Annotated in this window: 15 protein-coding genes; all 15 read right to left on the bottom strand. The window is 37.6% G+C overall.

Translation table 11 applies throughout. The annotated features are described in order from the left end of the window. Positions 1–12: 12 nt before the first annotated feature. From KFT32_RS20330 to KFT32_RS20260, 15 genes are read right to left on the bottom strand one after another with little or no spacing between them, the layout of a single operon-like run. Complete coding sequence (locus tag KFT32_RS20330; RefSeq protein WP_249436020.1) at positions 13–414, bottom strand: YjbQ family protein; 402 nt, start codon at positions 412–414, stop codon at positions 13–15. Then, the gene (locus KFT32_RS20325) at positions 404–1171 is read right to left on the bottom strand and encodes a metallophosphoesterase family protein (protein ID WP_211749315.1); all 768 of its coding nucleotides are present in this window, start codon (positions 1169–1171) and stop codon (positions 404–406) included. Before KFT32_RS20325 ends, KFT32_RS20330 begins: the two co-directional genes overlap by 11 nt. Continuing rightward, positions 1171–2331, bottom strand: a complete 1161-nt coding sequence (locus KFT32_RS20320; protein WP_211749314.1) for a nucleotidyltransferase domain-containing protein — start codon at positions 2329–2331, stop codon at positions 1171–1173. The genes KFT32_RS20325 and KFT32_RS20320 overlap by 1 nt, the downstream gene beginning before the upstream one ends. 19 nt (positions 2332–2350) lie before the next feature. Further along, on the bottom strand, positions 2351–2536 hold the full coding sequence (locus KFT32_RS20315; protein ID WP_211749313.1) for a hypothetical protein: 186 nt from the start codon (positions 2534–2536) through the stop codon (positions 2351–2353). Positions 2537–2544: 8 nt separating this feature from the next. Continuing rightward, entirely contained in the window at positions 2545–2901 is a 357-nt protein-coding gene (locus KFT32_RS20310; RefSeq protein ID WP_211749312.1) for a Rieske (2Fe-2S) protein, read from the bottom strand. Continuing rightward, on the bottom strand, positions 2901–4037 hold the full coding sequence (locus KFT32_RS20305) for an amidohydrolase family protein (protein WP_211749311.1): 1137 nt from the start codon (positions 4035–4037) through the stop codon (positions 2901–2903). Before KFT32_RS20305 ends, KFT32_RS20310 begins: the two co-directional genes overlap by 1 nt. Then, on the bottom strand, positions 4030–5124 hold the full coding sequence (locus KFT32_RS20300) for a phosphoenolpyruvate carboxykinase (ATP) (RefSeq protein ID WP_349304934.1): 1095 nt from the start codon (positions 5122–5124) through the stop codon (positions 4030–4032). The genes KFT32_RS20305 and KFT32_RS20300 overlap by 8 nt, the downstream gene beginning before the upstream one ends. 14 nt (positions 5125–5138) lie before the next feature. Then, positions 5139–6398, bottom strand: coding sequence for a threonine synthase (gene thrC / locus KFT32_RS20295; protein ID WP_211749310.1), 1260 nt, complete (start codon positions 6396–6398; stop codon positions 5139–5141). A gap of 23 nt (positions 6399–6421) precedes the next feature. Further along, positions 6422–7303, bottom strand: coding sequence for a phosphoenolpyruvate mutase (gene aepX / locus KFT32_RS20290; RefSeq protein WP_211749309.1), 882 nt, complete (start codon positions 7301–7303; stop codon positions 6422–6424). After that, on the bottom strand, positions 7272–8306 hold the full coding sequence (locus KFT32_RS20285) for a beta/alpha barrel domain-containing protein (protein WP_211749308.1): 1035 nt from the start codon (positions 8304–8306) through the stop codon (positions 7272–7274). Before KFT32_RS20285 ends, aepX begins: the two co-directional genes overlap by 32 nt. 4 nt (positions 8307–8310) lie before the next feature. Beyond that, a complete protein-coding gene (locus KFT32_RS20280; RefSeq protein WP_211749307.1) occupies positions 8311–8856 on the bottom strand; it encodes a thiamine pyrophosphate-dependent enzyme in 546 nt (181 codons plus the stop codon). 11 nt (positions 8857–8867) lie between these two features. Further along, positions 8868–9374, bottom strand: coding sequence for a thiamine pyrophosphate-binding protein (locus KFT32_RS20275; RefSeq protein WP_249436019.1), 507 nt, complete (start codon positions 9372–9374; stop codon positions 8868–8870). Then, complete coding sequence (locus KFT32_RS20270) at positions 9371–10579, bottom strand: ATP-grasp domain-containing protein (RefSeq protein WP_211749306.1); 1209 nt, start codon at positions 10577–10579, stop codon at positions 9371–9373. Before KFT32_RS20270 ends, KFT32_RS20275 begins: the two co-directional genes overlap by 4 nt. A gap of 31 nt (positions 10580–10610) precedes the next feature. Next, entirely contained in the window at positions 10611–11882 is a 1272-nt protein-coding gene (locus tag KFT32_RS20265; RefSeq protein WP_211749305.1) for an MFS transporter, read from the bottom strand. Positions 11883–11888: 6 nt separating this feature from the next. After that, positions 11889–13106 carry an ATP-grasp domain-containing protein gene (locus tag KFT32_RS20260; protein WP_211749304.1) on the bottom strand — a complete coding sequence of 406 codons (1218 nt, stop codon included), beginning with the start codon at positions 13104–13106 and terminating at the stop codon, positions 11889–11891. Positions 13107–13344: the final 238 nt, after the last annotated feature.

Here is a 13344-nt window from a genome sequence, read left to right as displayed (position 1 = left end):
ATCTTCCTTCTGTTAGTTACTGACGAATATGGTTCGAGTAGAATGTTGTAGGTCAAAATCGAATAGTACAATACGATGAGTATTCGAAACCATTAGGCTTGAGCTTCTGTAAGGAACCAAAATACTGCTACCCATAATCGATGACCACACATGTGCGAACCCATTTGGATCTTTTGATGTACGAAAGTGGGCATAGTTCCGCCCTTTCGGCGAGATACTTTCCAAGGTTTCTAATAAATCTTCTACAGCTCCCTCTTCATAACGCATGCTTACGAGGCCTATCGTACTACCAACAGCAAATACTTTAGCAAGGCCTTCAGTAGTCTGAAGTTTCGGTAAAACACTTACTACTTGTTCTGTTATATCGTAATGAGAGTTAAAACCTTTAGATCGCACTTGAATTTCATACATCATGAATGATCGTTCCTTTATTCAGTTTAATATCATAAGGATGAATACCACCAAGAACTACTTGCTTCATAAGTTCTGCATTTGGATAACGAAGCTGCTCGTACAAGTTTACAACTCGATCTACATCATATTTAATTCGTTCTATACTGACTCGTAATTGACCATTCTCTTCTTCAACTATGGCATAGGAAGACTGTGTAAAACCGTCGAATGTATACCCAACTCCACCCGGGTTCACAATACATTTACCATCGATGTACCGTAGCAAAGGATGATGAGTATGAGCATAAGCATAGATCGATGCCTGCTGCTTCGTCATGATCTTTTCCCTAAATACATCAATTGATTCTGAAGGTAGAATAACCTCGAAAAGGTCATAAGGAGTTGCATGAAAACAATGAATCGACATTGTTGCGGACAAGGTTAAGGAACACTCGATTGGAAGAGATTCCAAATAGTTTAAATCCTCTGCAGTTAACTGATCTATTGTCCAATGTCTTTCAAGACTCATCATGTCATAGTCAGTAGAAGGCACCTCATTTTTTTTAATTCCTCGAATGATCCATTCGTCCGTATTTCCTTTTAGCACTAATGCCGATGTACTACGCAGTAAATTGAGTACTTTTTTAGGTTCAGGACCGCGAAAAACCAGATCCCCTAATACAATAATGTCACTTATTCCTTTATTGGAGATATCCCTAAGCACAGTTTCGAGAGCGGTTGCATTTCCGTGAATATCAGAGATAATTGCCATTTTCATCACAATGTACCACCTTGCTTAGGAACTGCCATTACAAAGTCTTTTGTTTCTCTTTCACCTTGATTGCTTAAACTAAAAAAACGATCAAAAAATGATTTCTGCCAAGTTGTCTCTTGTCCACCTTCTAAAGATACATAACGTCTCAATATTTCATGCCCAGATATCGATAAGTGATCCTGAACCATATCGACAAACGGGTCATTAAAAAGCATTTTTAAGTAGTACAGAGAGTAATAAATTGCTTCTTCAGCAGCAAGTTCTTTTGAACGAGTAGCGACTTCGGGCCAATTCATCTTTTCTAAATGAGAAAGAATATATTCACGAACGTCACAAAACTTAATTAAATTAACATCTTGGTCTATTCGGACCCATCTCTCATGACTAGCTTCCTTATATAAGTGGATAGCCAAATGAATTAGAAAATCAACGGTCTCTAGACACGTTGTGGGGACGTCATATAGTTCTTTCTCGTATGCACGCTCCTTCAGACCATTAGATGCGATAAAAGTTCTAGTTAGGTCTACATCATAAGAGAAATCAACTCCAATGTATTTAGAAAAGACATTATCTACTCTCTTCATATGAGGATGTAAGTTCCCCGAACGGTCTCTCCACTGTATGACTTCTTCTGCACTCACATGAGAAATGGAATCAGTGGCCCAATCATAATGACCTGGAGTATATCCCATACTTTGTAGCATTTCCGATATGGCTTGACCCTGTTCTAATGAAATCAGAAAGTCCAAATCATTCGATATTCTAAGACCAGCATCCTTATATACATGAGGAATTAGCCATGCTCCTTTAAGCGGAATAATCTGCAAGCCATTATTATTTGCATTTTTCAGAATCATTTTCAGTTCCTGGGACATAAGTTCATTCTTTATTCGATTCCCTTGATATGCGTGATTCATTACCTTTTTATATTCCAATTTGATTGCTTTAGTTCGGTCGAGTCTTATAAGGTGAGGTGTTACGAGTGGAAGAACTTTATGTTTTATGCACAGTGCTATAAAATACTCTATTGCAATACCATTCTCTAGAATAGAACAAATATGTTGTTCTTGTTCCAGGCTTAAATGGATTCTAGAAGCTAAGATCATTAACTGTTGCTCATTTGAAAGAGCTGACCATCCTTCACCTTCCGAACTCCTTTTCACTTTTGTCCTTCTTCCCTTCTTAATTTTCTATTTCTTGCGCAAACCGGTTGTTATATAACTCGACCATGTTCGAAGCCCATTCGCGCGCTCTACTTAATGATTTATCGAATCGAGCTATCCAATCATCTGGATGAATAGAGAAGGAAACCAAGTATTCGGTCTCCTTTTCTATCAATACAAGTTCCAATTTCTCGTTATATTCCATATCCGTACCTAAAGCTCCAACATGAGACGGCCATCGATTTCTGTAACGTTATAAGTCCGCAGTTTCACTTGCTCATAGGCTAAACATTCACCTGTCCTCACTCGGAACTCCAAACCATGCCAAGGACATGTTACGATCTCACCTTCCTCAGTCCATTGCAACTCCCAAGTTTTTTTATTCCTGTAAAGAGTTCCGGAGACTTTCCCATCACATAGCGGACCTATTTGGTGAGGACAAATATTGGGTAAGCCGTGAAATACTCCATTAATATTAAATATTCCTATTGTTCGTCCTTTTACGGTAACCACCTTATGTGCTCCCACAGGGATTTCATCAGCAGCGGCAACGTCAAAAATTCGTTCCATTAGCTCAGTATCCCCTTTTTATCACTTGAACGAAGTCGCTTGCCTTGTCTATCAATGTCAAAGAAGGTCAGAGCATTTTCGCCCAAAATTTTTCTTTTGACCTCTTTAGGTAGTCCTGAATTCAAAATAGCTCGAGGATGATCAAAGTCGTGGTGTGGCCAGTCCGATGCAAACATCGTTGTATTTTCTCCTTCGTAGAGTTCAATCACCTTAGCCAAATCACCTGGTTTTTCAGGCTCTTCAATTGGCTGCGTTCCATAGTAAAAGTTTTTGATATAATGACTTGGTGGTTTTTCTAAATGTTGAACGTACCTACGTCGTTCCATATATTCTTTATCCAAACGCATGGACATGTAGGGAATCCATGAAAGACCTCCCTCAATAAAACACATTTTCAAATTTGGATATCGTACAGGAACGCCCGTTTCTATCAGTCGCAACATATTAAACATCAATGACATAGAGTGGGCCAATGCATGACGTGCAAATTCTGTTTCAAATTGTTCCAATCCATTGAAAGGAAATGCAGTATTCAAAGTTAGTACTGAATGGAAAATAACCGGTAAACCTGCCGCCTCTGCAGCTTCAAAAATAGGGTTATACATTTCGTGTCCCCATAAAGTGTGCAAACCTCCACACGGCAGATATACCCCAACAATACCTTCTTCATCCTTATACTTATTAATCTCCCTAGCAGCATCATGAGGATCCTGCGGTGCGGCAAGTATCAAACCTTTCAGCCCTTCCCGCTTATCAGCCCATTGATCCACAAGATATGCATTGTAAGCTCTAGCTAATGCCGCGGCATACTCCCGTTGAGGGAATGTTGCTATTAAGAGAAGATTATCAGGAAAAATAATAGCTATATCTATCCCTAGTTCCGTAAGCTCTTGACGGAGTTGATCAGGATTATTCACTGTTTTTTTATCAAATCCTCCCGGCCAAAAAGGACGGTTACCTGAAAATTGAGGAGCAAATCCTGGTATGTTTAAATAACGACGAGGGACATTAACAATAGACTCAAGCGCTTTCCTCCATGGTAAGTCGCAATATGGAATTAGATCCTCCGGAGTTTCATTGATATGTACATCGGCATCAACAATAAGAAAATCTTCGTACTGACCCTTTTTAATCATAAGATGCTACTCCTTCGTCTAAAGCATTAAAGCTTGTTAATATGCCAGAACCGGTAATTGTGAATGCAGGCAATTTTGAAGCCACCATCTTACATTGTTCAATCATGTTTTTTATCTGCTCTAGATTCTGAGGTTTTACAAAATCGTTCCAATATTTAGCGTGTCCGTTATCACCAAACGCTCTTTCAATATGGGGGACCATACTAGAAACATGATTTTCTAACGGTGTTAATTCAGTTTCTTTATCCGGTTCAAGTTTTGGGTAAAGAAATCCCCCAACAAGTGAAGTAAAACCAGCTGGTACATGAGAAATCATGGACTTGAAGACATCAGGAGGAACCGCTCTTTTATGATCTGTGGACCATAAGGTTTCCTTGGCGTCATTGATTTCTTCTGACAAACCGAATTTTCCAATAAATTCTGGATATTTGGATAATGTACCGAGGCCCAGATGTGGGTAATCCGGCCATCCAGAAGCGTATAATTGCCCATTTTCCACCCATAAAAAGGTTTTATCGCCACTCATAAATTGATGACCAAATTTACTAACGATCTCTAATAAAGTGGTCGATTTACCTGCCCCCTTCGGCCCGATAATTAAATTCGCTTTTCCCTCTTTATAGGAGCATGTTGCATGTAATACTACTACTCCGTGATTCTCCTCGTTTTTGAGCACTAGATCTCGTATAAGCTCTATAAATACTAATTCTTCTGCTCTTACGTCTTCCCCCTGAATGGAAATCAAGATTGTACTTTTATTAGAGTTCATGGCAATATAGGTATTTGTTTTCAAACATTTTAGGTATTGAATACCTTCCAATATCACACGTTTTGCAGGAATCGTAAAAAAATCTGATGCGCTTTTTCGAAGGAATACATCTTCTCCACTAGAGAAATCTATTTCTTTGAAATTATCATTATTTCTAGTGACTGTGATACTAGCGAGAACACTATCAGAAGGTTCATTCTTTATGACAAAGTGAGTACTGAAGAAATCAAATATGGAATCTAGTGATAAAGAATCTTCGACGTAAAATGTCAGCTTCGAATGAAGAAAAGACATCGTATAACCTCTTACCTGTGCCACAAAAAACACCTCTTTTATAAATTTATAATACTGTCAATGATCAATTCTGATTTGAATAAGGGATTTGCAAACAAAGAGTTTTTAGAATCATCTAAGTGGTAATGTTGTAATACCTCAGTATCCTTAAGTAAGTTTCCAGTAAGTATACATACGGCCGTTTCCTCTGGGTGAATTTCTCCGGATGCATAAAGCTTTTTAAGTCCAGCAATGGTAGAAGCAGATGCAGGTTCACAACCTATTCCACTTTGATCGATGACAGCTTTGGCATTAAGAATTTCCTCATCAGTAACTGATATTGTGATCCCTTGGGTTGTATTCAAGGTGTGTTTTGCTTTTTTCCAGCTAGGAGGGTTACCAATATTTAGCGCAGAAGCAATTGTTCTGGGGTGAGGTTCAGGCTTAAGAATACTTTCATTATTCCTTATCATTTGATGAAAAGGGCTTGCCCCCTCCGCCTGAACCAGTAACACACGGGGGAGTTTATGAATAAAACCAAGATCATACAAGTCTCGTAGTCCTTTTCCAAGTGCAGATACATTACTAAGTGCACCACCCGGAACAACAATCCAGTCAGGTAAATTCCAATGAAAATATTGTGCAATTTCAAAAATAATACTTTTTTGCCCTTCAATACGAAATGGATTAATTGAATTGCAAATGTACATTCCTAGTTCATTGTTGTACTTCTCTAAAAATTGAATTCCATCATCGTACGTCCCCTCAAAGGTAATAACTTTTGCTCCATACGAAACGGTCTGCAATACCTTGTTAAGTGAAATATTTTTGTCTGGGACAAAAACGTAAGATTGACTATTTGAAAGAGAGCTGTACATTGCAAGAGAAGAAGAGGTATTCCCGGTTGAGGTACAAGTGAACTTATTAAACCCTAAGGACTTGCCATGAGATACAGCAACGACCATCCCGTTATCTTTAAATGATCCACTTGGGTTTTCGCTCTGACATTTCAGCCAAATTTTCTGAACACCTAAGTATTGATTCACTTTTTCCGCTTGATAAAGACCTGTGTTTCCTTCATATTTCGTTATCATATGTCTATCTTCAAGCTCAGGGAAAATTATTTCTTTGTAGCGCCATACTCCACTAGCATAGGGGGTCACTCTTTCCGATAAGCGCTCTTCAAATTTTTGTTTCAAATAATCTGAATCCACATTACTAAAATCTTGTTCAATCTCTAAAAGACCGCCACAACTGCAACCATACTTAAAATCGCTTAACGAATACCGCTTATCACAATCGTTACAATGTAACTTCATAATACTTACTCCTTAACAACTCGTTATTTAAGTGTGACTGGAGCTGCACTGTATTTATCTTCTTGGCGTCTCATCTCATACATGCCTTGAAGTTCAAATACTTCTTGCATTGTTGAGATATCAAGTTCTACACCTGCAGTATTACCTTCCTTGAGAATTCGATCAAATGTTTCCTGCATAGCTTTTATTGAACTCCGTAATCCGTGATTTGCATAAATAACCATCTGGATTCCAAAATTACTGATTTGTTCTACATCGAGTGTTGGATATGTTGTTGGAACGATAACCATAGGGGCAGATCCTTTATATGACTCAACGAAGGAGATAATTTCATGTGGTTGTTTCTGCTTGGAATGAATCAATATGGCATCAGCACCTGCCTCTTCATAGGCATAAGCTCGATTCAATGCTTCTTGCATACCTTGTCCTGCTATCAAAGCTTCAATCCTAGCTATAACTACGAAATTAGGATCTAATTGTGTATCCTTCGCAGCACGTATTTTGCCTGCAAATTCTTCGATTGGAGTTAGCTTTTGAGGACCTTCTACAAAACTATTTAATTTCGGGAACTGCTTATCTTCTATACATATTCCAGCCATTCCATTCCTTTCATATTCCTTTACCATTCGAATTACGTTATTGACATTTCCATACCCGGAATCACAGTCACAAATAATAGGTATTGACGTTGCCTGATTCATTGAAATCGCTGCTTGTAAGTTTTCTGTCATCGTCAAAATATTTGCATCCGGAACAGAATGAGTTGCTGAAATTTCGAGACCACTTGCCCAAATAGCATCAAAACCTGCCTGTTCAGCTAGTTTAGCACTCAAGCCATTGTGCGCACCCATTACGCGAATTAATTTTTTAGAATTAAGAAGTTCTCTTAGTTTTTGTGCTTTCATTCGAAATTCCCCCTATTAGTTCTATGGCTTCATTTAAATAGGAAACGTCTACTTTTGGCGGACGTAACTTTCCAAGAATTTGTGCAATTTCTAAAGCAGGGATAGGTTCTATATCCATATTAGAATTCAGAATTTTATCGTAGTAGTAATAGTGAATATTACTAATTCCACAAATTATTTCTGGAGAAGAAATCCTCATTGGTTTCTCCAATACACTATTTAGCACATATTCAGCAGTATCAATTGCTGGTTTCACTATGAAATCAGTTCCAAACTCTCCCCAGTGGGTAAGAGCACATACAAATTGTTCTGTTGGTAAATTCCCTGCACCACGGGCCATGCCACAAAATGAAGTATCAATATAGGTTGCCCCTGATCTTATGGCTTGTAGAGCATTTGAAAAAGCAAGTCCCAAATTATTATGTCCGTGGAATCCCACTTCAATAGGAGTTGATTCTTTAAGAGCGGTAACATATTCATCAACACTTGTTGGTGTCATCGTCCCAAATGAATCAGCTAAATAAAAAATATCGGCTCCATGTCGAGTCGCTTCTTTTGCAATTTGTGCGGTTTTGCTTGGCTCTACATAACTTGCAGCCATTAAATTCATTGCTACTTGAAACCCACGATTCTTCAAGGTAGAGATATAGGGATAAACATCCTCTACATTTTGTGGATAGGATGCAACACGTACTAGGGAAACAGTATCAACATCAAGGTCTAGTAGTTGCTCTATACGGCATACTGTAGGAACTACCATTATTGCTATTTTTGAGTGTAAGGTCTTTGGGAGTTGTTCTAAAAAATCCTGAGTACAGTCAGAATTTTTACCTACTAACTTGGATTTATTACTGCTTGATCCCCCTAGGTACCCTACTTCAATATAGTCAGCACGAGTATCATCTAATCCCTCTACTATTTTTTGAATTGCTTGATCACTAAAATTCCAGTTGTTCAAATTGCCCCCATCTCGCAGTGTACAGTCAATAAGTTGAATACTCACGCACTCACCCCTTTATGGCAGCTGAAAAACGTGAGAGAATTTGTTGGGGCGTCCACTCTACTCGTTTCCCAATTTTTTCTGTTCGAGGCTCAATTTTCATATGAATTAAAACAGGTCCTTCGTCTGGAATTGCCTGTTGCAACTCTTGGTGATTATGAATTTTCATCCCATGTTTATATCCCATCGAAAGAACAGCTGTTGTCATACCATCCATTCCAATGGTTCGTTGTCCACCCGTACTTTCATGCATTGCATTATCTAATACCACATGAATTAAATTAGTCGGTTTTTGTTCTCCAATCATGGAAGTTACACCTAAATTCATTAAAAAAGAACCATCTCCGTCTAAAATAAGGATTTGTTTGTTAGAGTTAGTGAGTGCTAGACCAAGGGCTACTGGAGCAGCAATCCCCATGGAACCAACCATATAAAAATGCTCTTTCCGATCCCGAATATTATACAAATCTCTACTTATATGTCCACAAGTACTGACTACATATGCGGACGGAAACTTTTCGAGTACAAGCTTAATCGCTTCATCTTTTCGCATAGTATCTCTCCTTAAACCTCATCCTTTATGAGTAGAGCAACAGGCTTACTAGTCGTCTCAATCACTTCAATTGCCTTATGAATCGCTTCAGTTTCATTATCATTAAGCTCAATGTAAGGAATTTCAACAGCATCTAAGAGATGTGTTAGTCTAGCACCAATTATGTCATGTTCTACTGCGTCATTCCCATAGGCCCCTCTCCAACTAACAATAAGAATAACGGGAAGATCATAAATCATATTAAAGGAAGTTAGAACGTTTAGACTGTATCCAAGCCCGGAATTTTGCATCAATACAACACTCTTTCGGCCAGAGATAGCAAATCCCGATGCGACACCAATTGCAGAATCTTCTCTTACTGCAGGTATGTAACGCACTTTCGAATTGTCGCTTTGCTCCAACAAATCAAAAAGACCTTTTAATAAGGAGCATGGTACGCCTGTAAAGTGGTCGTAACCTTTCTCGTTTAAGATTGACAATATTTTTTCTGCCTTCGTACTAACGATAGATTGGGTCAATGATATTCTTCCTTTCTTCTCTCCCAATTTGTATGTTTTTCAAAAAAAAGAGCAAGTTCCACAATTCTTTTTTCCACCTGTGTTTGTGAATCACCTTGAATGCGAAAACTTGCAATGGTATCAACACTTGAATCTGAATCTGTAAATCTTTGCCCTGGTGACCCTTCTATTACCTTTAGTGTTACCCATTCCGGATACTTTTCGGGAAGAGATATTAATACACCCTCTTGCGTAGGTATCAATATAAAACCTCCTGCTGTCAAACACGGGTATTCATCCGCTAATCCATTTTTAAGCCCACACTGTGCTTGTACACTTGCTTGTGTAAGGTCAAGATCAAAAGATCCTTTTATAGTCTCTCTTATTAACCCACCTCCAGTTCGGCTCGCAATCTCACAAAAAATTAACTCATCTGAAGGTGTGTGAAATACTTCAGCATGAAATGAAGTGTCCTTCGGTGTAGGTAATAAGATAAGAGCCTCTTTAACAAAAGTAATAAGTCTATTAAAAAGGGGATTGGATTCATCAAGGAGATAGCTCCCGTTAAATGTCTTGTCTTGAAAAGATAAACAACCATTAATATATTTTGATGGCCAGATAAACCTAATCTCACTATCTACAATTAAGCCGTCAATGTGGTACATATCCCCTTCAATAAATATCTCCACTTCTTGATTTGGTTTTATTTCATTTTGAGCAAACCCAAAAATATCACTTTCGTTCTCTAGAACGAAAACATCTGATGATCCAGATCCATAGATTGGCTTTATAACAATAGGGAAACCATGAATTTCGCTAAATTCCAAAATATCAATTACAGATGTTACTTTCCTAAAAGGAGGTACGGATAATCCGCCTTCCTGCAAGATCGTCTTCATTATGACTTTGTTTCGGAACGCATTTGCACTGTCATATGATTGTCCTTCTATGTCTAAGTAGTTTCGAATACGTCCAGCCCGTAAAATATCAAATTCAGATGTTGCAATGACTGCTCGAAAAAATGAATTTTCACCTTGTTTTAATGCGCTTAATTCTATTAAAGGGTTAGTTTCATAATGATCAAAAAACTCAACTTGTGAATAATTCGTATAATCCTTCTTCCTTTTTTCAGAAGAGATTACTACTAAATCTTCATTTAATTCCTTTAGCCATACGTCAAAAGGAGATTTAGCATAGGCTGTTTTACTTAAAATTAATATACTCATCCAATCGCTTCCTTTTCTTGCTTGAAATATTCTACGATTCCGAAGACATTCCTGGAGCTGATTCGTTATGGTTTCGAACATTAGGAAGAATATAGCTAATGAGAATTACGGCAAGCACCCCAACTATGAGCAAGAAGATAGCAGCTATTTCGGATGAAATCACATTAACAAAGAAAATACCAAAAGAACCTATTAGTGTACTAAGTTTTAAAGCAATCTTGTTAACTGCCATATAAGTACTCCTTAATTCCTTTGGTGGGATTTCGCTAAGATAAGTTTCATAGATTGGTGCAAATAAAGCTTCACCTAATACAGCAAAAGCCATCATAGCTACCAACAACCAAGAATTATTCAAGAAAACGATACAGACATAGCCGATAATATAGAAACTAATCCCCAGAAACATCCATCCTCTATCCGTCCACTTTTTAGTTAAGGTTATCGCCATGATCGAAAAGAGAATTACAAAAATGGTGTTCTCGAGCCTCAGTAAACCAAACATTTCTATACCATTAAGTTGGAAATTGAGTGGAGATAACTGGAACAGTCCAACCTGTTGTTCAAATCGAACCGCTACATAATAGCTGAAATGACTCTCTAATGAGAACAGTAATACGAACGTAGAAATATAAACCATAAAAACTTTGTCTTTCCATACCGTGGCATAGTTTTTCATCATTTGTGCTAAATTTTTACCAATACCTTTTTTTATCACCGTACCATTAGGATTTGGTTTATATGTCTCTGTAATGCGAACAAAAATGATACCAAGCGATATACAAGATGCCAATACAAGACCAGCACATAAATAAATGAGGAATTGAGTGAAAAGTAATGTCCCTAAAAGTCCACCTAATGCCATGGAGAAATTCATTATCCAGTACATATAAGAGTACATAGATTTCCGTTCTTTAGATGAAGTTACATCTAAAAGCATGGCGTCAGATGCTGGACTAAAAAAACCGGATGCTATATTACTTAATAGGAAGCCCAAAATCATTAGAAGTTGAAATCCCATATTAGAAATTAGCATTAACAAATAAGAAAAAAGCCTTATTACTTCAGAAAAAATCATCATGTTTTTGCGCCCAATTGTGTCTGAGCAATATCCACCTATCAAATTAGCTGTAAAATTCAATATTATTCCTAAAGATAAAATAAGACCGGCTAAACCAGTGCCTACGGAACGCGCCAAATAAATAGACATAAAGGGAAGAATCATATTAGATGCAACTGAGCTAATTAAAACGATGCCCATTCTTGCTCTAATATTGGGGTGAAATGAACGGATTTCATTAATCATAATCTTTTAAGAAACCACTAAAGTTTGGTCAGATACTTGTTCCCAAACAATGTGATTTTGCATCCATTCATATACTTCATTAAGGCGTAATTGCAGTTGATTTTCGTCTTTTCCTTCTACCAGCAATGTAGCGACACTATCAACACTTGAGGAGGCTTGATCGAATGTTTTACCAATATGTTCAGGTTTCACTGTACAGTTTAGGACCCATTCAAAAGGGGGTTGAGTATGAATGCTTTTTAAAACACCGTTTCTAGCAGGAATAAGCAACCAACCAGCTAGCCGATCCTGTGAAGGAGTACAATTAATTGAAGCACCACATTGAGCCCGTACAGACTCTCTTAAAATATTGACTCCAGTTGCAAAATCAATTGTTTCTACGATATCTCCTCCACCAACCCTACTAGCTATTTCGCAAAGTACAATCTCGTCAGAATTAGTTAAGAAAAATTCCGCATGAAAGGATATTGCATGATCAGGGGTTGGTAAAGCCCTTAAAACAGACTCAACCGCATTATTGAGGCGATCAAATAACTCGCCCGGTTGAAGCAAGAGCGAGCCAAGGTATTTGTCTTCATGAAATGCCATACAACCGTTTATATAACGTGAAGGACGAGAAAGTAATAACTGAGATCCGCTGAAAATACCATCTACATGGTACATCTCGCCTTCAATATATTCCTCTACTTCCAAATTTGCTTCAAGGCCGGTTTCTAATATTGGTAGCAACTGTTGTTGTCCACGTATAATTTGGACATCTACAGAGCCAGCACCATCAATTGGCTTAATGACTATAGGATAATCATTTTCTTCTATAAATGAAATTAGATCCATAACATCATGGATTTTTCTGAATTTAGGTATGCGAATGCTATTTTGCACTAGCTGCTTCATATATACCTTATCGCGAAATGCTCTAGCACTTTCTCCATGTTGTCCAGTTACCTTTAAGTGCTCACGAAGCCGCGCAGCTTTAAGTAAATCAAATTCATGTGTAGCTATAATGAAATCAATGTTACTTTCTTTATGCATATCTGAAATGAACTTATAAACATTGTCATTGAGACTGAAATTAGGGAACCCAATCGTATTTGAATAAAAAGAAGAAAAACGCTGAACCTTGTCGCTTTTGGTAACCATGATGAATTCACCTTCAACATCTTGCAACCATTCCTCATATTGAGCACGTTCAGGAGAAAAACGATTTATAATCACTGTCTTCATTCAACCACTCCAGCAGATATTATGATTTTGGAATTGAATTATTAGCTTGAATTTTTATTACTAATAAAATGGTGTACCGGAGGAAATATGCCCTGAAACTTTTGAATAACCAGATGAATTTGAGAGGAGCTTTACAAAACCAGAATATCTAACATGAGTAAAATTATTAAAACTTAGTGCTGGGTAGGCAATTCCAAAAGAATAATTTGCAATGACAACAAAAATGGTATTATATAAC

It is taken from the genome of Paenibacillus sp. Marseille-Q4541 (assembly GCF_018310695.1).
Taxonomy (GTDB): domain Bacteria; phylum Bacillota; class Bacilli; order Paenibacillales; family Paenibacillaceae; genus Paenibacillus.
Note: the sequence above shows the minus strand (reverse complement) of the source record. Positions and strands in the feature narration are given on the sequence as shown.

Coding starts and splice junctions, on each gene's coding strand:
- KFT32_RS20280 (WP_211749307.1), bottom strand. CDS start 8,856: ATGCGAAAAGATGAAGCGATTAAGCTTGTACTCGAAAAGTTTCCGTCC.
- KFT32_RS20260 (WP_211749304.1), bottom strand. CDS start 13,106: ATGAAGACAGTGATTATAAATCGTTTTTCTCCTGAACGTGCTCAATAT.
- KFT32_RS20265 (WP_211749305.1), bottom strand. CDS start 11,882: ATGATTAATGAAATCCGTTCATTTCACCCCAATATTAGAGCAAGAATG.
- KFT32_RS20315 (WP_211749313.1), bottom strand. CDS start 2,536: ATGGAATATAACGAGAAATTGGAACTTGTATTGATAGAAAAGGAGACC.
- aepX (WP_211749309.1), bottom strand. CDS start 7,303: ATGAAAGCACAAAAACTAAGAGAACTTCTTAATTCTAAAAAATTAATT.
- KFT32_RS20305 (WP_211749311.1), bottom strand. CDS start 4,037: ATGATTAAAAAGGGTCAGTACGAAGATTTTCTTATTGTTGATGCCGAT.
- thrC (WP_211749310.1), bottom strand. CDS start 6,398: ATGAAGTTACATTGTAACGATTGTGATAAGCGGTATTCGTTAAGCGAT.
- KFT32_RS20270 (WP_211749306.1), bottom strand. CDS start 10,579: ATGAGTATATTAATTTTAAGTAAAACAGCCTATGCTAAATCTCCTTTT.
- KFT32_RS20310 (WP_211749312.1), bottom strand. CDS start 2,901: ATGGAACGAATTTTTGACGTTGCCGCTGCTGATGAAATCCCTGTGGGA.
- KFT32_RS20325 (WP_211749315.1), bottom strand. CDS start 1,171: ATGAAAATGGCAATTATCTCTGATATTCACGGAAATGCAACCGCTCTC.
- KFT32_RS20330 (WP_249436020.1), bottom strand. CDS start 414: ATGATGTATGAAATTCAAGTGCGATCTAAAGGTTTTAACTCTCATTAC.